Raw genomic sequence first — 23,856 nt, 5'->3', positions numbered from 1 at the left:
TTACAATACCAGCGCCAACGCGGCCCGCCACTCACCCAGGCTCCCGCTTACCCCCAGGGCAGCCCGCTGGTGCAGCTGTTGCAGCCGCGCCAAGGCTGGCCGCTGCGGCGCTAGGGTATCGGCCAGCATCGGTAATACCCCGTCAGCCCACCAGCGGTGAATGGGCCCCAAGCCAACCGGCACCGGCCACTGCACGCGAGCGGTGGCTAAACGCAAGCGCTCGGCCTCCTCGCTGCTGGCGTGCTCGGCCAACGCCTCGGCCAGCGGCCACATCCACGGGGGTTCAACGGCGTGAGAAACTCGCTCAGGCTTGTGAGGCATGGGCGCCCTCCGCTGCATGGCCCTTGGCATCGCTGCTGATTACCCGGGCGATGTCCCGCGCCCAGGGGCCGGTGACAATGCCGTAGTGGTCCGTGTCCAGGGCATGCCAACCTTGCAGCTGGGGTAGCAGGCCCTGCCAGGCGGCCCGTAGCGCCTCCAACTGCCAGGCGTTGCCGATGCCATAGGGGTTTGCCTGGCGGGCGACAAACACCTGGGCCGGGGTAGCGGCCAGGGCTGGGGGTTGGAAGGCCGCCATGCTGGCGATGTTATTGCGGCAGCAATGGGTCAAGCGTTGCAGGTAGGCCTGTAGGTCGGTCGGTAGCGTGCCGTCCACGGCGCCTGGCCAGCGCAGGGCAAACTCGCGCTGGAATACCTGCTCGATGGCTTGCTCGTCGATTTGCGCCAGCTCGGCACCTGCGTCGGGCGCCGGTGGGTCGATCAGGTAAAGCCTGGGTGATTCGAGCCCGGCCTGGGCCGCCTGGGCGCACACCGATTGCGCCACCCAGGCGCCGAACGACCATCCCGCCACCTGCCAGCGCGCGCCTTGGGGGTGGCGTGCCTGGATGGCCTTCAGGTAAAAGCCGGCACGCGCTTCCAGGCTGATGGCCGGCAGCTCGGGCAGGCGCAGGGCGGGGTCGGCGATCACGCACACGCCAATGTCCGGGGCCAAGGCCGCAACCAGCTCCCGGTACGCCTGTACATCGCCACCCACCGGGTGAATCAAGTAAAGCCATTGCTTCCCGGCCCCGGCATGCCAAGGATCGAGTAACACCGCGCTGGCCCAATCGTCGCTGGCCGCCACTGGCGCTCGCTGGCTGGCTGCGTCCACCAAACCCAGCACCTCGGCAAGGCTGACCTGGTGGCTGAACTGAGACAGCTGGAAGGCCTGGCCAGTGGCCGCTTGCAGCTCGTCGATCAGGTCCAGCAGGGTCAGGGAGTCCGCGCCAAGGTCGTACAGGTTATCCTCTCGCGCCAGCGCATCGATTCCCAGCCACTTGCACAGGCTGGCTTGCAAACGGGCCTGCAAAGGTTCGGCGCTGGCGGTCTCTTCCAGCCCCTCCACCGCCGGGGCTGTATCAGGTTCGGCGGCGGCCGTCCCGGCATGGCGCACGGGATAGAAGCGCCGGGCAACCTCCAGGGCCGTGGTAGAAATCAGCACCTGGGGCAGCCCGGCAGCCAGCGCACGCTCGAACACCTCGCAGCCTTCGTCTACGGTCAAGCCCAGGGTGAGGTGCTGTTGGTGCGCGGCATCACCGGCGCTGGCGCCCACCGCCATGCCCACCTCACGCCAAATGTCCCAATCGATGCACAGCCGCTGACAGCGCCGCCCTGGCTGGCCTGAGTAGTGGGCAAAGCCATCGAGCAGCGCGTTGCTGGCGGCGTAGTCCATGTGCCCGGCGCCGCCGAACAGCGCCGACATGGACGAGCAATACACCACCACCGAGGGCGCCAGGCGGGCGATCAGCGCTTCCACCGCGAGCATGCCGCGGGTCTTGGCGGCCATGGCATCGCCCAGGGCGCGAGGGTCGCGCTGGCGGATCGGGCTGCCTGCACCTACCCCGGCGGCATGCACCACCCCAGCCAGGCGAGGGTGGCGCTGGGCCAAGGCATCGAGCACCGAGGGCCAGCGCGCCAGGTCGCCGAGGTCTGCGCGAATGGCTTCGACACGCTCGCCATGGCGGGCCAACGCCTGCGGCACCTCACCGGTACGGGAGAGCAGCAGCACCCGCCGCCCAGGTTCGCGCAGCAGGTAGTCACACAAGGTGCGGCCAATCCCCCCACTGCCGCCGAGCACCAGGAACGTGCCTTCCTCGGGTAGCACCTGAGCTGTTGGCATTCGGGCCGGTAACGGGCTAGGCAGCAGCCGCGGTTGCCAGAGGTAGCCGTCGCGTACCGCCAGGCGCCGTGGCAAGGCGTCAGGGGCCGCGAGCAACGCGGCCAGTTCCGCGCCCTGCTCGGCAAGGTTCGGGCTTGGCCAGTCCAACCAATGGCAGCGCACCGGGTATTCCTGTGGCACCACCTCGGTAGGCCCGGCCAGGGCCGCCAGTTCGGGCCGCGCCACGTCACCCTGCACCGGGCAAGCCTGCCAGGACATCAGCCAAAGCCGCAGGCGCGCGCCACGGGCACGCTGGCCCCAGCCTTGCAGCAGGGCGCTGGTGGTGTCCAAACACGCCCATTGGGCGGCGGCCAGGCTGCGTTCATCCACCGCCCCGGTCACCGCCAAGGGCAAGGCATGCAGCCAGTCCAGCTCGCTACCGGCGGGGGCGGCTAGCGCATCCAGCAACCGGGCGATGGCGCCAGGGTCCAGTGGGTCGAGCTGGTAATGATCCGCGCTCAACGCCTGCCACCCGTTACCCGCGCGCACCTGTACCACCCGGCGGTAAACACCGGCCAGTTGCGCGACCAGCGAAGGCTCCAGGGGGCCATGGGCGCACACCACCAACAGCTCCCGGTGGTGAGCGGCCACTCGGCTCAAACGGCTGACCCGCTGCCACTGCCGTTGGTAGAACCAGTGCGTCAGGGGCTGGCGCATTAGGGCTTCGGCGGTGGCAGGCGCTGGCGCGGCGGCGGTTGAGGGTTGGAAACGGAAGGTGTCCAGGTCGAACGCCGACGGCGGCAGGTCCCATGGCGGCGGGGCCGCATGGCCAGGCCAGTGAAGGCTGGCCCCGCCATACCAACCCTCGATCAGCTCGGCAACGGCATGTTCGGCCGGGTTAAGTCGCACGCTGGTAGGCGTAACCTCCCGCACCTGCGGCGCCTCGGGCACGGTACTGCCCACTGTGAAGGGCATCGCGAAGCGCCAGCGCTGTTGTGGCCGCCCGCCTTGCAGGTACCGCAGCAGCTCATCGCGGCGCTCGGGGTAAGCGTTCAGGTACTGTGCGATGGCTTCTAGATCCTTTAACAAGGCCGTGCGGCTGTGGGCCGAGACCAGCAGGCACGCGCAAGGCTCGGCACGGGTTGTGGCCGGTGGCACCGGAGCTTGGCCGATGATCACATGGGCATTGGTGCCGCCAATGCCGAAGCTGCTCACCCCTGCCCGGCGCCGCCGTTCCCCGGCCCAAGGGCGGGCCTGGGTGGGTATATAGAAAGGCGAGCCGTTCAGGTCTACCTGCGGGTTGAGGCGGGAGAACCCCAGGTTGGGCGGTATCACACCGTGATACACCGCCAAGGCCGCGCGGATCAGCCCCACCACGCCAGCCCCCGCGCCCAGGTGGCCAATTTGGCTCTTGACCGAGGCCAAGGCGCAACTGTCGGCAGGGGCCTCGCCGAAGGCTGCGCGCAAGGCGGCCACTTCGATAGGGTCCCCCAGCAAGGTGCCGGTGCCGTGGGCCTCCACGTAACCGATGTCTGCCCCGCGCAGCCCTGCCCGGCTCAAGGCCTGGCCAATGACCGCGCGCTGCCCGGCCACCGAGGGCGCGGTATAGCTCATCTTGTCGCCGCCATCGTTGTTCAGCGCCGAGGCTTCCAGCACCGCGTACACCCGGTCGCCGTCCGCCTGGGCCTGGGCCAAGGGCTTGAGCACCACCACGCCGTAACCGCTGGCGCCAATGGTGCCGCTGGCATCTTCGCTGAACGGGCGGCATAGGCCGTCCTTGGAAAAAATATGCTGTGGGCGGTAGCGATAGCCCTCGGTCAGGGTGGGGTCGATCAACACGCCGGCGGCCAGCATCACATCGCTGTCGCCCTGGCGCAGCAAGGCGCTGGCCAGGTGGGTGGCGATCAACGAGCTGCCACAGGCCGCCTGGGCAGCAATGGCCGGCCCGGTCAGGCCCAGGTGGTAGGCGGCTTTGGTGGCCAGGTAGTCCTTGTCGTGGTGCAAGGCCATCTGAAAGCCATCGGGCAGGTCGCCTTCAGCGGCGCCCTTGAGCATCTGCTGGAAGTACGTCGCTTCGCCGCCGCTGGCAATCAGGCCAATCCGTTGCTCGCCCCCGGGCACGATGGCGGCATGTTCCAAGGCCTGCACACAGGCCATCAACAAGTGGCGCTGCTGTGGGTCCATCAGGCGCGCTTCCTGGCGGCTGAGCCCGAAGTACTCCGGGTCGAAGGCCAGCAGGCCGTCCAGTTGGCTGCGCGCGCCGACCAAACCCTCGGCGGCGCTGAAGTGCTCGATACCCCGCTCGCCTTGCTGCACCAGGCTCCAGAATTCGCCAAGGTTCGGCGCACCCGCCACATTCACGGCCATGCCAATGATGGCGATAGGCGCAGCGCTTGGCAGCGCCTGAGCGGATGCTGGCGCGGCGCCCGTGGCGCTGGCTTCAGGGCTGGCGCTCAGGTGAGCCGCCAGGCGCCGAACGGTAACGTGCTCGAACAAGGCGGCCATGGCCACCGGCGTGGGCAGTACCTGATTGAAGCGCACCTGCAAACGCATCAAGCCAAGGCTTGTGGCGCCGGCCTCGAAGAAGGTGTCATCCAGGCCGATGTCACGCCCGATCACTTCGCTGAACAACCCACACAGCTGCCGCTCCAGAGCGCTGGCTTCGGCCAATGGCGCGCTGGCCTGGGGCCGGGCAAGGGGTTCACCGCCTTGCTTTAACGCCTTGCGGTCTACCTTGCCGCTGGGCGTGCGTGGCCAGTGCTCTACCTGGCGGTATTGGTCGATACGCACCTGTGTAGGCAGGTGCTGGGCCACCTGCCGGTCCAGGGCCTCGGGGGTCACCGCGGCGCTGCCCAATTGCAAGTAAGCGATCAGCCGGGCGGGCTCACCGTCAAGGCCTACCACCGCGTTAACGACCCCAGCCACTTGCAGCAGCGCCGCTTCCACTTGGCCCAGCTCCAGGCGGTGGCCGCTGAGCTTGACCTGCTGGTCGTCCCGGCCCAGGTAGTGCAGGCAACCTTGGCCATCGGCCCAGGCCAGGTCGCCGGTGCGGTAATACAGCCGCTGGCTGCCGTCAGCCTCTCGGTAATCCAGAAAGCGCGCCGCGTTCAGCGCCAGGTCATTGAGGTAACAGTGAAAGACCATGGGCCCCGCCGCCAGCAGTTGGCCCTGTTGACCAACGGGTACCGGGCGATCGTGGGCGTCGACCAATAGCAGCCGGGTATTGCTCACTGCCTGGCCAATGGGCGCCCGCAGTGGCCAGTCAGCGGGGATAGCGGGCAAGGCATAGGCGCTGATGACATGGGTTTCCGTGGGGCCGTAGTGGTTGAACAGCCGGGCCTTGGGCATGCCCTCGAACCACTGCCGCAGGGCCTGGTTGCACAGCAATTGCTCGCCGGCGGTGATGACCTCGCGCAGTGCGCTGGGGTATAGCCCGCGGCTGACCGCGGTTTGCGCCAGGTGCTGTAGGGCCACGCAGGGCAGGAACAGCCGCTCGATGCGCGCCTGCATCAAATACCCCAGCAGCGCCTCGGCATCCTGCCGCCAGGCAGGTGTGATCAGGTGATAGCAGCCACCACCGCACAGGGTGCTGAACAGCTCCTGGAAGGCCACATCGAACGACAACATGGAAAACTGCAAGGTGGTCGCCTTGGCGCCGAGCCCGCCCTCGCCGCGCTGCCAGTGCAGCAGGTTGCACAGGGTACGGTCCAACACCTGAACGCCTTTGGGGGTGCCGGTGGAACCGGAGGTGAACAAGGTATAGAGCGGCCGCTGGCCTTGGTTAACTGGGCGCCGCAAGGGCGCTTCGGGCAGGCGCAGGTCTACCCGATGGCAGGTAAACCGCGCCCCGTCCAAACGTTCCAAGGCCGCTTCGGTCGGGCCATGGAACAGCACGCACTCAGGCTGGGCCTGCTCCAGCACCTGGCGCTGCACGGCCAGGGGGTAGGCTGGGTCCAGCGGCACCGCGGTCACATTGAGCTTGGCCAGGGCCAGCAGCGCCACCACATGTTCCAGAGAGGCCTCGAGCAACAACAGCATGCGCAGCGGCGTGTTGTACTGGCTTATGCCAGGGTGCTGTCGCAGCAGGTGGCTGGCCAGGGTGTTGGCCAGGGTATCGAGCTGGGCGTAGGTCACTTGCCGCTCGCGGCCTACCACCGCCAGCGCGGCTGGGGCACACCGGGCCTGGTACTCGAACCACTCTGCCACAGCGGTGAAGGGCAACTGGGCAGGCGCGCCTTCGCTGGCCGCGGGCAGGGCCGCGCGGTAAGGGCCGATCAACCGCGCCAGGGTGGCTGTAGGCTGAGCCATTAGCAGGTCCAGCCCGTGGCGCAACTGGTGGTCCAGAGCCGTTATCTGTGCCTCGGTGAAGTAACTGCACTGGTATTCCCACCAGCTTTCCACCTCACCACCCTCGCCCACCATGGTCAGGGTCAAGGGGCACTTGCTCTCCACCACGCTTGGCAGGGCCAGGCTGGCGTGTAGCGGGCCGGCGCCCAAGGCGGCGTAATCGGTGTTCTCCAGCACGAACATAAAGTCAAACAGGCCCGTGCCGGAGGGCAGCCGGGCCTCGTCGCCCCAGGCTTCCAGCAGGTCCCCCAGGGCAATGTCTTGCCAGGCCAGCAGTTGGCGCACAGTGGCCACCTGCTGGCGTAACTGGGCCGCGAGGGTCAAGGCGGGGTCCAGGGCCGCAGGCACCAGCACGGTATTGGCCAACATTCCCAAGGTGGACTCAAAGGCCGCCAATGGGCGGTTCGACACCGGGCTGGCGATGCGCGGGCGCTCCACCCCGGTGACCGCGTACAGGCTCCAACTGAACGCGGCCAGCAGCACTTCGAAGCGGGTCAGGCGTTGCTGGGCGCAGAACTGTTCCAACTGGGCACCGCGCTGGGTACCCAGGGCATGGCGAGACAGCCGGGCCGTCGGCGCGCTGGCGAGAACCGGAACCAGCGCCGAAGAGGCCTGGGGCTGCTGGCGTTGCCACTGAACCAAGGCCTGGCACTGGGCCTGGTAGGCCGCGCTGCCCCGCCATTGCTGCTGCCAGAGGGCGAAGGCCAGGGTGGTCAGGGGCGCTTGAGCGGGCACGGCTGGAGTGCCCGCTTGTAGGCTTGCATACAGGTGTGCCAGGTCGGCGAACAGCAGGTTCATGGACCAGCCGTCGATAATGATGTGGTGCAGGTGCAGCAACATCACCGCCCCGCCCTCGCTGAGCGGCAGCACATAAGCCTGGAAGAGCCCCGGCTGGGCCAGATCGAAAGGCGTGGCAAACAGCAGTTCAGCAAAGGCCGGCCAACTGGCTTCATCGAACCTGCCCGCAGGGAACAGCTGGCATTCGCTGCCCTGCTGGGCGATCACCTGATCCAGGCCGTCCGCCCCAGGTACGAAGGCGGTACGCAGGGCCGGGTGGCGCTGCACCAACTGGTCCAGGGCCGCGGCCAGTGCGTGCAGGTCAGTCACGCTGGGCAAGCGCACGATAAGCGGCACGTTATAGGCCGTAGCCGCGGGCGTGCGTTGCTGGATCAGCCACAGCCGCCGCTGTTCAGCGGTGGCCGGGGCGCGCAGGGTCGCTTGCTCGACTGGGGCCGGCGGATACGCCGAAGCACCCCCCGAGCCGGCGCCCTCTAGCCGCTTGGCCAAGGCTTCGAAGGGTTCGTTGAGCAGGGCCGTAACAGCTAACTCATGCTGCCACCGCTCCCGAATCGCCGAGCGCAGGCGCAAGGCACTGAGTGAATCCCCGCCACTGCCAAGCCAATCATCCTGGGCCGTAAGCGCAGGCTGCGCCAGCCGTGCCCGGGCCTCGTGCAACAGCCACCCCAGTGCGCTGTCCACAGGCATGTCGCTCACCTCGCCGGCCTGAGCGTCGCCATGCCAGGGCTCCAGGGGCTGTGCCAGCAATGCCTGGCGGTCCACCTTGCCGTTGGCGGTCAACGGCAAGCGCTCCACCAAAAAGACCCGGTGGGGCCGCATATAGGGGGCCAGGGTGGCCTTGAGGTGGGCGCTGAAGCGGGAATGGTCCAAGCCTTGGCCCGGCACAATAAACGCTAGCAGCTGGTGATCTTCGGCAGCCCGACGGGCAGTGCACACATAGGCCTGAGCCACCGCCGGGTGAGCCTCCAGGCACTGTTCCACCTCGCCCGGCTCAATACGAAAGCCGCGCACCTTTACCTGCCGGTCTAGCCGACCCACGTAGTCGAACAGCCCATCAGCGCCTTGGCGCACCAAGTCGCCGGTGCGGTAATGCAGGTCTTCCCGGCCTGGCAGGTGTACGAAGGCATGGGCGGTTTCCTCGGGGCGCAGGCGGTACCCCCGGGCAACGCCGCTGCCGCTCAAGTACAGCTCACCCACCTCCCCTGCGGGCACTGTTTGCTGCTGGGCATCGAGTACCCGCGCGCCGGTGCCCGGCAGCGGCCTGCCAATGGGCACCACAGTGCCCTCGAATGCTCGCGGGATGGGGTAACTCAGGGCGAACGTGGTGCATTCGGTGGGACCGTAAACGTTGAACAGCTGGCAGGCGCTTCGCGGGTTGGCCGCATACCAGGCCTTTACCGCCGCGGCACTGACCTGCTCACCGCCGATCAGCACCTGGCGCAGGCTGGCAAAGCAGGCGGGCCATTGCGCGGCCAGGGTATTGAACAGCGCCACGGTCATAAACAGCGTATCCACCCGCTGCGCCTCCAGCACGCGGGCAAAGCGCTCGGCGTCCAGTAGGTCCTGGTCATCGATGATCACGCAGGCGCCGCCGTTGAGCAGTGGCGCCCACAGCTCGAAGCTACAGGCATCGAAGGCGGTATTGGACAGGCAGGCGAAGCGCTCGCCTGGGCGAATCTGGATATACCCTTCAGGCTCGGCCAGGCGCAACAGGCCCTGCTCGCCCACCTCCACAGCCTTGGGCACCCCGGTGCTGCCAGAGGTGTAGAACAGGAACATCACCTCGGCACAGTCTTTGGCCTGGGGCTGTGGCGGGCCGGCCGGGTGGTCGAGCAACGCGTCGATGCTGGCGTACCACAAGGGCGCGGGCAGCGGCCAGGGCGCGTCGTCATCCAGGCCCAACAGGCCTACGCAGGCGGCGTCTTGCAGCATGCGCTGGCGCCGCTCCAGAGGGCTGGCGCGGTCCAAGGGCACTACCCGAGCACCGGCCTTGAGGGCGCCGAGGATCGCCACCACCCACTGCCAACCGCGGGGCAGGCACAGCGCCAGGGCCTGGCCTGAGGTCACGCCCTGGGCCAGCAGGCCACGGGCGATACGTTCACTGGCCTCGGCCAGTTGGGCATAGGTCAGGTTGCGCGCTGGGTCGATCACGGCCAAGGCGTCGGGGGCGTGGCTTACTTGCTGGGCAAAACGCCCAAGCAGGGTCAGCGGCTGGCCGGGTACTGCGGTGTACGCACCCATCATTGTGCCTCCTGAGGCAACGCGTGGCGGGTATCGACGGGCTGCAAGCGCTGAAGCTCGCCCTCGATGATCTGCGATACCCGCTGGATTTCCGTGGTTTCAAGCATGTCCCAGTGGCCGCCGTTGACCAGCTTGGCCAGGTAGTTACCCGCGCGTCGGCGCCAAAAGCCCCGTAGCGCCTGCAGTTGTACCCGAGTGAAGTCTTCCCGCGCTTGAATCAACACCACCCGCCCGGCCCGGGGCGCGCAGGGGTAGGCGGCCATGGCCAGGCGGTTGTGGTTGTACAGGTTGAAATAACGCTCGATCTGGGCGTCTTCGATGCCGGGGTACATGCCGTTGAAGCGCACCAGCTTGTCGCGAAACTCCGCCATGTCCACGGTGCCGATCTGCTCGCGAAAACCTGGGTCGTCCGAGCCACGGGTATCGAGCAGCACCAGGCTTACCTGGGTGTGCCCTGCCGCTTCCAGCCGCCGCGCCATCTCATAGGCCACCAGACCGCCGAAGGACAGCCCGGTCAATACCAGTGGCTTGTCGGCCAGCGGCTCGATCAGCCGCAGGTAGGCCTCGGCCATCGCCTCTACAGTGGGCTCGGTGGCCTCGCCAGGGTTCAAACCTGGGGCCTGCACGCCGTATACCCCCACCGCCTGGGGTAGCACTTTGGCCAGGGAGAGGTAGCAAAAGGCAGTGCCGCCGGCCGGGTGGATGCACACCACCGATGCCCCGCCTTGGCTGGGGCGGAATTCAATCAGGTTGCTCTGGGCCGCGGGGGGCGTGGCACCGGCCCGCAACCAGCCGCCCAAGGCCTCGATGGTGGGGTGGCTAAGCACCACCCGTACCGGCACCTCTACCGAGAACGCCTGGCCGATGCGGTGGGCCATTTTAATGGCGGCGATGGAAGTACCGCCCACGCTGAAGAAGTTATCCCGGATGCCGATCTGCGGCGCCAACAGCAGGTCCTTCCAGATGCCGTACAGCGCCAGCTCGATATGGTCCCGGGGGCTGGCAAGGTTCACCTGGTGATTGGCCAGGTCGGCGTCGGCCTGGGCGGCCAGGGCGGTACGGTCTACCTTGCCATTGGCGGTCAGCGGCAGGCTGTCGAGCCACAGGTAGGCATTGGGCAGCACGGCCATGGGCAGGGTTTGCGCCAGGTGAGCGTGCACCGCCGCCTCGGCCACCTCCGTGGTCAGGGCGCAGCAGGCCACCAGCCGTTGGTGCTGCGCGGCATCGCCGAGCATCAGCACCACGGCCGCGCGAATACCGGAGAAGGCTTCCAGCCGGGCTTCGATTTCGCCCAGTTCCAGGCGCACCCCGCGCAGCTTGACCTGGAAGTCGTTGCGGCCCAAAAACACCAGTTGGCCATCGGGGCGGTAGCGAGCCAAGTCACCGCTGCGGTACAGCCGATCCCCCGGCACGAAGGGGCTATCGATAAAGCGCTCGGCGGTCAGCTCCGGCAAGCCCAGGTAGCCCCGGGCCACGCCCACCCCGCCAATGTGCAACTGCCCGGCTACCCCGGCGGGCACGGGCGCGTCCTGTTCATCGAGCACATAGAAGCGGTTATTGGCAATGGGGCGGCCGATAGGCACGTGCAGCGGCGGCACCTCGGCACCGGGCTCCAGCGTCCATAAGCTGTTGATTACCGTGGTTTCAGTGGGGCCGTACACGTTGTGCAGGCGCGCATGGGGCAGGCGTTCACGCAAGCGCCGGGCCAGGGAAGGGGGCAATTCGCCACCGCCGCTGAACACATTGACCAGGAAGGTACAGCGGCTCACCTCGGGCTCTTCCAGGAACAACTGCAGCATGGCGGGCACGAAGACCATGGCAGTCACCTCGCGCTCGCGCACCACCTGGGCCAGGTAGGCCGGCTCGAAGTGCCCGCCGGGCCGTGCGATCACCAGGCGCCCGCCGGTAGCCAGCGGCCAGAAGGTTTCCCAGGCCGAGGCATCGAAGCCGAAGGGGATCTTGTGCAGCATGGCCCCAGCTTCCCCGCACACTTGCAGGCACCACAGCAGCAGGTTACTCAGGCCGCGATGGGCCACCATCACGCCCTTGGGCACGCCGGTGGTGCCGGAGGTGTAAATCACATAAGCCAGGTGGTCTGGGTTGACTGGCGCCTCTCCGGGGTCCAGGTCATGGCTGGCATACCCTGCCCAGGTCGGCGCATCAGTGGCCAGATCCAGTACAGGCGCGGTACCTGCCAGGCCCTCCAGGGCCTCGTTGAGTACCGTACGGGCGGTGCCCAGGGTGAGGATGACCACAGGGGCGCTGTCGCCGAGCATATGCCGCAGGCGCCCCACCGGGTAGTTAGGGTCCAGGGGCACGTAGGCGCCGCCGGCCTTGAGCACCGCCAGCAACGCCACCGGCAAGGGCAGCGAACGCTCTACGCAAACCGCCACCCGCAGATCCGGGCCCACGCCCAGCTGGCGCAGGTGCCGCGCCAGGCGGTTGGCCTGGGCGTTGAGTTCGGCATAGCTCAGGCCTTCGTCTTCGAACGCCACCGCGAGCGCGTGAGGGTGGCGGGCAGCCTGGGCTTCCACCAGCCGGTGCACGCAGCCGGCCGGTTGCGGCAGCGGCGCGCCGCGGTTCCACTCCACCAGCACCTGTTCGCGCTCCGTCGCCGATAACAGCGACAGTGCGCCGATGGGCTGCTTCGGGGCCTGGGCGATGCTTGCCAGCAGTTGGCAGTAATGGCCGCTCACGCGCTCGATGGTGGCGGCGTCATACAGGTCGGTGTTGTATTCCACCAGCAGGTTCAACTGGCCGTCACGCTGGGCCCATTCAAAGGCCAGGTCGAACTTGGCCGTGGCGCTGCTGGTGGCATAGGGGCTGATGCTCAGGCCTGGCATGTGCACCGCGCCGCCTGGGGTGTTCTGCAACACCATCATCACCTGGAACAGCGGTGAATGCCCGGTATCCCGAGGCGGGTTGACCGCTTCTACGACGCGCTCCAACGGTACGTCCTGGTGGGCGTGTACGTCCAGCATCTGTTGACGCAGGTCCCGCAATACCTCGGCAAAGCGCTGCTCGGGCGCCAGCCGGTGGCGAATGGCCAAGGTGTTGACGAAATGCCCAATCAACGGCTCAAGCTCGGTATGGCCGCGGTTGGCGAAAGGCGTGCCCAGGCACAGGTCGGCCTGGCCGCTATGGCGCCACACCAGTACCGCCAGCGCCCCCATCAGCACATTGAACAGGGTGCTTTGGGTGTCGCGGGCCAGGGCTTGTACCTCGCGCAAGGTGGTCCCCTCCAGCGTGCGGCTGAAGGTAGCGCCTGCGTAGCGCTGCACCTGCGGCCGTGGCCGGTCTCCAGGTAGGGTGGACAGCGCGGGAACACCCGCCAAGGCCTGGCGCCAGTAGTCCAGTTGGCGTTCCAGGGCGTCGCCCGCCAGGCGCTGCTGCTGCCAGGCGGCGTAGTCCGCGTATTGCACCGGCAAAGTCGGTAACTGGGCCGGCGCGCCCTCGGCCAAGGCCGTGTACAGGTGGGCCACTTCCTGCAGCACAATGCCCATGGACCAGCCATCGGCGATGATGTGGTGCACGGTGTACAGCCACAGGTAGCGGTCATCGGCCAGGCGCAGCAGCGCGGCGCGCAGCATGGGCCCGGTGGTCAGGTCAAAGGGCGCCCGGGCCTCGTCGGTCACGCGCCTGGCCACCTCTTGCTCCAGTGCCTGGGGCGCCAAACCACGCAGGTCCACCACTGGCAACGCCAGCGGCATGGCCGGGAGCACCACCTGGCCCGGTTCGCCGTCCTGGTCGCAAAAGCGCGTGCGCAGCACCTCATGCCGCTGCACCAGCAGGTTCAGCGCCTGCTCCAGCAGGCTAACGTTCAGCTCGCCTTCAAGGGTTATTGCCGTGGGCACGTTGTAGAACGCATTGCCAGGTTCTAAACGGTCGAGGAACCACAGCTGGCGCTGAGAAAACGACAGCGGCCACGGCCCCTGCCCAGTCCGCCGCAAGATGGCCCCTTGACCATGGCCCGCCCGCTCATTGAGCAAGGCAATCAGGGCCTCTTTGTGGGCCTTGAGCGCGGCCAGGGTTGGCTCGTCGAGAAACCCCTTGGGCGCCTTGCAGCGCAGTTTGTCGCCGTCTACTTCCAGGGTGGCGCCATGCTGAGCGCAGCGTTCCAGCAGTTGAGTGGGGTTCATAGCTCGATCTCCTCCATGTCGCTGTCGTCACCGGGCGCAGGCTCGGCGCTCTGCCGCGGGCGTGCCGGGGCAAAGCGTTCGGCTTGTGCCCTTGGCGCCTGGTCTGGGCCCCGCAGGCCACCTACCAGCGAGTAAATCAAACGGTGGCTGGGGCTTAGGGCAAACAGTTCGGTCAGGCTTTGGTCTTCCAGCGTGCCCACGCCGCACAGGCCTAACTGGTGAGGCGCGGCGGCCATGGTCAGCAGTTGCGCCATGGCGCCAGCCTCGATATGGCAAAAGTCCCGGCTGCGCTCGCCATACAGCGGCTCGATGGCCGCCATGTCGGCGATCAAAAACAGCGCGAAGGCCGCGCCCTCGTACATCGGCCGGTTGACGAAGTAGTCATAGGCGTCGGGGTCCAGCCCACCTTTGCCCTCGGGCGCCGGTTCGAAGGCCAGCAGGCGGTGGGCTTGCGGGTCGTAGTAATAGGCCCCACCCGCTACCCCGCTGACCCGCCCAGGCTTCACATAGAGGTAGGCCTGGAGGGGATACAGCCCGCCAGCGGAGGCAAATTGATACTTGCCGCCACCGCCCAGCCGCGCCTGGGCCAACGGCGCCAGCAGTTCGGCAAAGGCCTGGGTGGCGATGGGCTCGGGCGCATACTGGCGCACCGAGCGGTAGTCGCTGTAACGTTGAGCGAACGCTGGCGTCGAGGGGAGACTCAAGGCCACCTCGGCAGGGGCCCCCTCGAAACGACGGCGGCCCCGCTGTTCGGCCTTGAAGCGCGCGCGCTGCTCCGGGTCCTCGATCACTGTTGTCGCAGCCGGGGTTACGGCGGGCGGCGTGCCGGGCTCCGCTGCCCGTTGCGCCCGGTACATGGCCAGCAACTGGCGCACGCTGGGCTGGGCCAACAACTGCGCCACGTGAGGGCGGAAGCCCAGGGCACTGGAGAGCGCGTTACTGATGCGCACGATGTCGATGGACGTGGCGCCCAGGCTCAGCAGGTTGGCGTCCGCCGCAATGGGCTCGCGCTTGAGCACGCCCTGCACGATGGTCACCAGCGCCTGCTCTTGCGGCCCTTCGACCGCCATGGCCGCCCCAGCCTCAAGCCCTTCGCTGCCTTGCAAGGCCGGCTCGGGCAAGCGTTTTTTGTCCACCTTGCCGTTGGCCGAGAGCGGCCAGCTGTCCACGAAGGTGAAGCTGCTTGGGACCATGTACGGCGGCAGTTTGCCTGCCAGGTAGCGGCTGATGTCACCGGCCTGCAACTGAGGGTCGGCCGTGAGCACGTAACCGGCCAGGCGCTTTTCCTCCAGCGCTTGGCCCAGCACCCGCACCACCGCGCTGTCTATACCGGGGTGGCGATTGAGCACAGCCTCGATTTCGCCCAGCTCGATGCGGTAACCCTGCACCTTGACCTGGTTGTCCTCCCGGCCAAGGAACTCAATATTGCCGTCGGGCAACAGGCGGCCCAGGTCCCCGGTGCGGTACAGCCGCTCCCCGGTCAGCGGGTGGGGGAAGAAACTGGCCGCGGTGAGGGCTTCGTCCCGCCAATAGCCCTTGGCCAGGCCGATGCCGCCGATGTACAGCTGCCCCGCCACCCAGGTGGGCCGCTGCTGCAAGGCGCTGTCCAGCACATAGAAGCGCTGGCGGTCCAGGGCCACGCCATAGGGGATGCTGCGCCAGGCCGGGTCGACCCGCTCGATGGGGTAGTAGATCGACCAGATCGACGCTTCCGTGGCGCCGCCCAGGCTGATCAACCGCACCTCAGGCGCCAGGGCCCAGGCCCGCTGGGGCAGGTTCAGGGGAATCCAGTCACCGGACATCATGACCAGGCGCAGGCGTGGCGGGAGCGTTGCGCCTTCGCTTTCCAGGTACTCCAGCCACATGCCGAACAACGCGGGAACCGAATTCCACAGGCTCACCCCGTGGTGCTGTACCTGGGCCTGCCAGTGGGCCGGGTCCAAGGCCAGTTGGGGCTCAAGCAGCACCACCGCCGCGCCCGCGGCCAGGGTGCCAAAGACGTCGTACACCGACAGGTCAAAGCTCAAGGAGGACATCGCCAGCACCCGGTCCTCCGGGGTTACCGCGAAGCGCTGGTTGATGTCCAGCAAGGTGTTGACCGCGCCTCGGTGGTCGATGGCCACGCCCTTGGGCAGCCCGGTAGAGCCGGAGGTGTAGATCACATACGCCAGGTCGCTGGGGGCAAGGGCCACCGGGCGCAGGCTATCAGCGCTGCGCTGGTGTTCGGCAGCAGGTGTCACCGCCAGGGGGGTGAGCCCCTCCGGCCATTCCAGGGTGCTCAGCAAGGTCGGCTGGGTCAGCGCCAGGCTTACCCCGGCGCGCTCGCAGATATGCCGCTTACGCTCGGCGGGCACGCTGGGGTCCAGCGGCAGGTAGGCGCCACCGGCGTAGAGGATGGCTAAGGTCGCCACCACCTGCTCCCAGCCCCTGTTCATGGTCACGGCTACCAACTGGTTGGGCACCACGCCCAAGTCTTGCAACCGAGCGCCCAGGGCGCGGGCCTCCTGGCGCAATTGGCCGTAGCTCAGCTGCCGTTGCGGGTCGATTACGGCCACAGCCCCAGGGGTGGCTTGGGCCTGGCGCTCGAACAGCTCGTGCATCAAAGGCCAGGTGGCGGGGTGGTTTTCGGCCGCGGGCAGGCGCGCCACCGGCAGCAGCGCGGGCGTGTTCGCGCCCCAACTGGCAGGCTCGGCCAGGCAGTCCAGCAGTTGGTTGTAGGCGGTGAACATGGCCTCCACCATCCCCGTGGGGAATAGATCGTCGATGCTGTCCCAGTTGAACAGCAAGCGCCCTTCCAGTTCGAGCAGGGTGTGGTCCAGCCACACCTGGGGGGTTTGGGTGATGCTGTGTTCGTGGGTCGCATCCAAGGCCTGGGCCAGGTTGAATTCGGCAAGCTCAGGCGCGGCCTCTGACAAGGTGCTGTTGAACACGATAGGCATGGCGGTTTGTTGAACCCCACGGGCCTGGGACAGCTCGCGCAGCACGCGTACGCCGCTGACTACCGAGTGGTCCATGGCCTGCCACAACCGCGCCTGCACGGCCCGGGCGTTGTCGCTGAAGCTGCCCTGGCCTTCGATGGCCACTTCCAGCAGCGCCACCGAGGTGAAGTCGCCGATGATCGCATCCACATCCGGGTGCAGCGGCAGGCGGTTGAACAGCGGCAGGCTCAGGGTAAAGCGCGGCTGGCGGCTCCACAGCGCCAGCACCTGGCTGAAGGCGGTCAGCAACATCACCGAAGGGGTGACCGCGAACTGCTTGGCCACCGCTTTGAGCTGCGTCCACTGGGCCTCGGGCAGTTCCCGGTCACGCCGGGTAAAGTGCGGGTTGGTCAGGCTTTGCGGTTGGCGCACCAGGGGCAGCTCCGGGGCCGGGGCCAGTTCCACGGCCCGCTCGCGCCAGTAAGCCAGGGCCCGCTCGTAGCGCGCCCCTTCGCGCAGGCGCTGCTCGGCCAGCACGTAATCGCGGAAGGTCAACCCAGGCGCTGGTAGCACCAGGGACGGCTCGCTGTAAAAGGCCATCAGTTCTCGGGCGAGGATCTGGGTGCTGGCGGCATCGACGATCAACGCATCCAGGCTGATGTGCAGATGGCTTACGCCTTTATCCAGCAGGCTCACGGCAAACTCGAACAGCGGCCAGTGGCTGGCGTCCAGCACTTGGTGCGACTGCCGCTGGCGGATTGCTTCCAGGGCCTGGCGTGCCTGCCCGGGGGCCATGCCGCGCAGGTCATGGCAGGGCATACGGTAGCGCGGCACCTGGGCCAGTACCTGCTGGGTACCGTCACCCCGAAACTCCACCCGCAACATGTCGTGGCGTTCGATCATGCGGTTGAGAGCGGCTTCAAAACGCGGCACGTCCAAGGCAGGAATGCGCAGCTCTTCGTAGCCATGAGCGCTGACGCCCCCCAGCCCTACCGTGGCCTCGCGGCCAAACCAGTAGGCCTGCTGGATATCAGTCAAAGGGAACGGCGCGTGGCGCGCGTCGACGTCCGGCACCAGGGCAAAGGGCGCCTGTTCGCCCTCCGTGCCCGCCGGAGCCGCTACCACCCGAGCACTGAGGTCCTTGAGCACCGGCGCTTCGAACAGGTCGCTCAAGGACACCTGGCCGCCCAGACGCTGGTTGATGGCATAGACCATGCGGGTTGCCAGCAACGAATGCCCGCCCAGGTCGAAGAAGTTGTCCTCGCGGCTTACCCGCTCGCGCTTGAGCACTTCGGCCCAGATCTGCGCCATCTGCCGCTCCAGTTCGTTGGCCGGGGCCACATAATCGGCGCCAGCGGCACGCTCCGGGGCCGGCAAGGCGCGGCGGTCGAGCTTGCCGTTGGTGGTCAGTGGCAGCCGTGCCAAGCTTACCCAGGCGCTGGGCAGCATATGTTCAGGCAGGTGCTGCATGAGGGCTGCGCGCAGTGGGCCTTCGGCAGCATTGCCCACTACATAGGCCACCAAGCGCGGGTCGCCAGGCACGTCCTCGCGCAACAACACCGCAGCCTCGTTCACGCCGGGCTGGCGTTGCAGCAGGCTCTCGATCTCGCCCAACTCCACCCTGAAACCGCGCACCTTTACCTGTTGGTCGATACGCCCCAGGTAATGCACCGTGCCGTCAGGGCTGAAGCGGGCCAGGTCGCCGCTACGGTACAGGCGGCCACCGGGGGTGCTGTTGAACGGGTCGTGGATAAAGCGTTCGGCGGTAAGCTGGGGTTGATTCAGGTAACCCCGGGCCACGCAGGCGCCACCAATATACAGCTCCCCTGCTACACCCACGGGCACCGGGTTGAGGTACGCGTCCAGCACATACAGGCGAGCATTGGCGATGGGGCGGCCGATGGGTGGGGCCTCGGGCCAGTCTTCAGCCGCGCCGCAGGCCAGGCTGAACTGGCTGACCACGTGAGTTTCGGTGGGCCCATACTGGTTGTGCAGGTAGGCGCCACCCAGGCCGCGCACGAACGCGCGCAGCTCATCATTGACCTGCAAGGCTTCACCGGCGGTGATGATCTCGCAGCCGCCAGCGGGCGCAAAGCTGTTGCCCAGCCCGGCGAGTTGCCGCAACACGGCAAAGGGCAGGAACGCCCGTTGAATGCCGTCAGCCACCAGCATGGCCGGCAGCGCGGCTAAATCCTTGCGGCTGGCTTCGGTCATCAATACCAGGCTGCTGCCTTGGCAGAGGGTGCTGAAGATTTCCTGGAAGGACACGTCGAAATTCAGCGAGGCAAACTGTAGCACCCGCGCGGGCCGCGGCCCCTGTTGGGCAGCGCTCTCCAATTGCCAGGCGATCAGGTTGTCCAGCGCGGCGCGGTTATGCGCCACCCCTTTGGGCCGGCCCGTGGAGCCGGAGGTATACAGCACGTAGCCCAGGTTGGCGGGGGTTACCGCGACCTGGGGGTTGCGGCCAGGCTGGTGGGCCCAGGCCGCGGTGCCCTTGTCCAGGCACAACACCTTGGCCGGTTCGCTCACCAGGGCCTCGTTCAAGGGCAGGCCATCAAGCAGCTTCGCCTGGGTCAGTAACACCTGGGGCGCGGCATCGCCGAACATAAACGCCAGCCGCTCGCGCGGGTAAGCCGGGTCGAAGGGTACATAGGCCGCGCCAGCCTTGAGGATGGCCAGTACGCCAATGACCATGGCCGGGGAACGCTCCAGGCACACCCCTACCCGCTGCTCCGGGCCAACCCCTAAGGCAATCAGGTGATGGGCCAGGCGGTTGGCGGCCTGGTTCAGGTCGGTATACCGCCAGCGTTCTTCTCCGGCCATCAAGGCCAGGGCCTCAGGGGTGCGTTCGGCAACCGCCTCGAAGGTTGCCACGCAGCCAAGCCAGGCCGAGGTGTCCCACGCGGTGTCGTTCCATTGATAGAGCACCTGCTGACGCTGCTCGGCGCTAAGCAGCTCAAGGCTGCCAAGGGGGCGCTGGGCGTCCTCGACCATTTGCGCCAACGTGCGCCGCAGGTACTGGCCGAAGCGCTCCACACTGGCCGCCTCGAACAGGCTGGAGGCGTACTCCAGGCCGCCGACGATCTGGCCGTTTCGTTCGCTCAGGGCCAGTTGCACGTCGAACTTGGCCCCGTGCTGGGTAGCCGTAACAGGGCTCACCTCAAGCCCTGCCAGGGTAAGATCAGGGCCTTGGTCCTGTTCCCAGGCGAACAGCACCTGGAACACCGGGCTATGGGCCAGGCTGCGGGGCGGGTTAAGGGCTTCGACCACCTGCTCGAAGGGCAAGCTTTCGTGGGCCTGGGCGTCCAGGGCCACTTGCCGGGCTTGGTGCAACCAGCTGCTGACCGAGGGGTTACCGTGCTCAGTCATGCGCAGGGCCAGGGTATTGACAAAAAACCCGAGCAAGCCTTCCAGCTCAGGTTGCGCCCGGTTGGCCGACGGCACACCGATGACCACATCCGCCTGCCCAGACAGCCGCTGCAGCACCAGCGCCCAGGCCGCCAGCAGCGTCATGAACAAGGTCACACCCTCGGCACGGCACAGGGCTTTGAGTTGACGGGTCAAGGCCTGGTCCAGCACCAGGGGCACGAAACCGCCTTGGTAGTTCTGGGTGGGCGGGCGTTTGTGGTCGGTGGGCAGCTCCAGCAATACCGGCGCGCCGCTTAGGGCTTGGCGCCAGTAGTCCGTCTGCCGCGCCAGCTCCGCCCCGGCCAACCACTGCCGCTGCCAGGCGGCGTAATCCAGGTAACGCAGGGGCAGCGGCGGCAAGTGAGCCTGGCTACCGTCCACCGCGGCCTGGTACAACAGGCCCAGTTCACGGGTGAGCACCCCCACCGACCAGCCATCGGAGATGATGTGGTGCTGGGTGAGCAACAACACGTGGTCGTCGCTATCCAGGCGTACCAGGCTGGCACGTAGCAGGGGGCCTTGGCCCAGGTCGAAGGCCTTGGCGGCCTCTTCGGCAATCAACCGCGCCAAGCGCGCCTGGGCGTCTGCCTGGCCGCTCAGGTCGAGCAATGGCAGCGAGAAGCCGGGCGTCAGCGGTGCGACTACTTGGCGCCCTTCCCCCTTCACCTCAATGAAAGTGGTACGCAGGGCGTCATGGCGGGCCACCAAGGCTTCGAACGCCTGGGCTAGCGCAGCCTGGTGCAAAGGGCCGCGCAGGCGCAGGTTCAAGGGCATGTGATAGGCCGCGTTGCCGCCCTTCATTTGCGCCAGGAACCAGAGCCGCTCCTGAGCCGATGACAGCGGCTGAGGGCCGTCATGTTCGCCCCGGGGGATCACCTCCAACGCGCGGTCACGGGCTTGGGCTTGCGCACCCCGCCCGTTGGCTAACTGCTGGGCAAAGCCTGCCAGGGTAGGCGCGGTAAACAGGGCCGCCGGTGCCACCTCCAGGTGCAACTGCTGACGCACATGAGCCAACACGCGCATCACCAGCAGCGAATGGCCACCCAAGTCGAAAAAATGGTCCTCGCGCCCTACCCGCTCGGCCCCTAGCACCTGCGCCCAGATGGCTGCCAATTGCGTTTCCAGCTCACCCTTGGGGGCGTGGTACTCACGCTGATCGAAGGCATCGGCGCCGGGCTCGGGCAGCGCGGTACGGTCTACCTTGCCGTTGGCGGTCAAAGGCATGGCCATCAGGCGCACAAAGGCGGTGGGCACCATGTAGCCGGGCAGGTGTTCAGCCAGTTGCTCGCGCAGGCTGCGAGGGGTTGAGCCTGCGCCCGGGCGTTCACGGTAATAGGCCACCAGCCGCGGCTCGCCCGGCCCATCCTGGCGCAGCACTACAAGGCTTTGGGCGATGCCAGGCAACCGCGCCAATTGGGCCTCTATCTCGCCCAACTCCAAGCGCAACCCACGCAACTTGGCCTGAAAGTCATTGCGGCCGAGGAACTCCAGGTTGCCATCGGCGCGATAGCGAGCCAGGTCGCCGCTGCGGTACAACCGCTCACCGGCCACGAAGGGGTTATCGATAAAGCGTTCGGCGCTTAATTCAGGCAGGTTCAGGTAACCCCGCGCCACCCCGGCGCCACCCAGGTACAACTCCCCAACCACGCCGCTGGGCACAGGGGCGCCCAGGGCGTCGAGCAGGTACACCCGGCAGTTGGGCAAGCCCTGGCCAATGGGTAGCACGCCGTCGTTGATCTCCCCGCTGCCCAGCACATAGCAGGTGCTGTCGATGCTTGCTTCGGTCACGCCGTAGGCCTGGACGATCTGTACATGCTCGCCGCAACGCTGGCGCAAGCGTTCGGCGCTGTGGGCCGTCCACACGTCCGAGCCGCACACCAGGGTGCGCATAAAGCCGAGGCGGTGGTCGGTCTCCTCCAGCCAGCCGAGCAATGGGTTGAGCACCGCGGGCACAAAGTCGGCGAAACCGATCTGCTGCTCCTGCATCAGCCGGTAAAGTGCTGGCGGGTCAAGCAAGGCGGCCTGAGGGCAAAGCACCAAGGTGCCGCCAAAACCCAGGCAGCGAATCAGGTCGGCACTGAACACGTCGAAGGAAAACCCGGCCATTTGCAGGTGATTCAGCGGCGGGTCAAGGGAATACAACTGCGCCCAGGCCGCGCTTATCGCCACCAGGCCGTGGTGCTCTACCATCACCCCTTTAGGCGTGCCGGTGGAACCTGAGGTGTAGATCACATAGGCCAGGTGCCGGGACGTTAGGCCCACCGCCTCGGTTTCGGGGTTGCTGGCGGGCGCGCCTGCCCATGGGCCAGTATCGTCCAGGGTCAACAGCGCAGGCTCAAGCGGGGTGTCGGCCAAGGCCGCGGCCAGTGGTGCGTGGGCCGGCCCGTGGGTCAGCACCACGGGTGGCGCGCTGTCGGTGAGCATATGGGCCAGGCGCGCCCGCGGGTAGGTCGGGTCCAGCGGCACATAGGCAGCGCTGGCTTTAAGCACCGCCAATACACTGACCAGCATCTGCGGGCAGCGCTCGAAGCACAGCCCTACCCGGTTGTCTGGGCCTACACCCAGGCTGCGCAAATGATGAGCCAAGCGGTTAGCCTGGCTGTTGAGTTCGGCGTAGCTTAGGGTTTCGCTGCCCATGCGCACGGCCACGGCGCCCGGTTGCCGCGCCGCCTGGGCCTCGAACAACTGATGTACGCAAAGGTTTGCGTCAAAGGGTAGCTGGGCGGCGTTGCGCGCGTGAACCAGTTGCTGGAACTCGGCCTCGCTCAGCAGGTTCAGCGCTAGCACCGAGCGCTCAGGCTCGGCGACCAAGGCGCTGAGCAGGCGGGTGAAGTAGCCTGCGATGCGCTCGATGGTCAGTGGGTTAAACAAGGCCGAGGCGTAATGCACCTGCCCACTGACCTGCCCGCCGGTTTCGGCCAGGCTCAGGCTCAGCTCGAAGGCCTCGGGGCGCCGGCCACCGCCATTCCACGCAAAGGCCGCCTGAGCCAGGGGTGGATAGGCAGGGCTGGTGTCTAATCCAAGGGTATCGATCAACTGCTCGAACGGCATGCCTTGAAGCCGCTCTGCGTTATGCCATGCTTGGGCGGCCCGCTCTAGCATCTGCTTACCGCTGAGTGAAGCGGCATCCCCTAAGGGTATGTTCACCGCCAAGCCCTGCCCATGCTCAGCGGCAAACACCGCGAGGGTAACCTCAGGTTGACTGGCCAACCGGGCCAACACCACAGCCCAAGCGGCCAATAGCACCGTATCTAGGCCCACTTGCGCGCGCTGGGCCAGGGCCATGAGACCTTGGCTAAGGGCAGGAGCCAGGGTGATCGCCATTGCCGCACCCTGCCCGTCACGTTGCGCGGGCCGAGGCCGATCTAACGGCAGGCTCAACAGTGCCGGTGCCCCAACCAAAGCCTGCCGCCAGAGGGCCAAGTGATCAGCGCCTAGTGGGTGAGTGGACAGGGTGGATTCAGCGGCGTGAGCGCGCGGCGTCGCCCCTTTCAAGGAAAAACGGTCGAGCATCGGCGTATCCCGTCCATGACCAGGTTATTTTTAAAAGTGTGTCGAGGCGCAGGTATCAGGTGGCGGCCAAGGTTGGCCCGCGGGCACCATCAGGGAGATGAGGCAATGCGCGCGTGGGGGCCACTGGGCAGCCGCCCGAAAAGGCATGAGGGTGCCGTTGAACAGAGGATGGAAGTACCAGCTTTAACGCCGGCAAGACTTAGGGTAGATGCATGCGCCCCATGGGCGACGGTCAAGCGTGCGTACCGCGCGATCATTACAACTTCCCCTGTAGTTTGAGGGTTAACCGCGAGCGCAACCTATGCGCCTGTCAGCGCTAGGGTGGACCCATTCGGCTGTGATCACCGCGCTGTTG

At 67.0% G+C, this 23,856-nt stretch carries 4 protein-coding genes; all 4 read right to left on the bottom strand.

Features of this window, described 5'->3' with window-relative positions; all coding sequences use genetic code 11:
* Genes ACWKV4_RS09735 through ACWKV4_RS09720 form a run of 4 tightly spaced genes read right to left on the bottom strand, consistent with a single transcriptional unit; the run spans position 1 to position 23,501 of the window.
* Entirely contained in the window at positions 1-321 is a 321-nt protein-coding gene (locus ACWKV4_RS09735) for a hypothetical protein (protein WP_483831864.1), read from the bottom strand.
* Positions 305-9,526, bottom strand: a complete 9,222-nt coding sequence (locus tag ACWKV4_RS09730; protein WP_483831863.1) for an amino acid adenylation domain-containing protein — start codon at positions 9,524-9,526, stop codon at positions 305-307. Before ACWKV4_RS09730 ends, ACWKV4_RS09735 begins: the two co-directional genes overlap by 17 nt.
* Entirely contained in the window at positions 9,523-13,662 is a 4,140-nt protein-coding gene (locus ACWKV4_RS09725; RefSeq protein WP_483831862.1) for a non-ribosomal peptide synthetase, read from the bottom strand. The genes ACWKV4_RS09730 and ACWKV4_RS09725 overlap by 4 nt, the downstream gene beginning before the upstream one ends.
* Positions 13,659-23,501 (bottom strand): non-ribosomal peptide synthetase, encoded by a 9,843-nt coding sequence (locus ACWKV4_RS09720; RefSeq protein WP_483831861.1) that lies wholly within the window; start codon positions 23,499-23,501, stop codon positions 13,659-13,661. The genes ACWKV4_RS09725 and ACWKV4_RS09720 overlap by 4 nt, the downstream gene beginning before the upstream one ends.
* Between the last annotated feature and the right edge of the window lie 355 nt (positions 23,502-23,856).

The organism is Pseudomonas artemisiae (assembly GCF_057128685.1).
The sequence above is the reverse complement of the archived record's forward strand: the minus strand, read 5'-3'. Positions and strand labels throughout refer to the sequence as shown.

Bases quoted from the DNA above. Each gene is read 5' to 3' on its own strand.
- ACWKV4_RS09720 (WP_483831861.1), bottom strand. From the start codon at position 23,501: ATGCTCGACCGTTTTTCCTTGAAAGGGGCGACGCCGCGCGCTCACGCC.
- ACWKV4_RS09730 (WP_483831863.1), bottom strand. From the start codon at position 9,526: ATGATGGGTGCGTACACCGCAGTACCCGGCCAGCCGCTGACCCTGCTT.
- ACWKV4_RS09735 (WP_483831864.1), bottom strand. From the start codon at position 321: ATGCCTCACAAGCCTGAGCGAGTTTCTCACGCCGTTGAACCCCCGTGG.
- ACWKV4_RS09725 (WP_483831862.1), bottom strand. From the start codon at position 13,662: ATGAACCCCACTCAACTGCTGGAACGCTGCGCTCAGCATGGCGCCACC.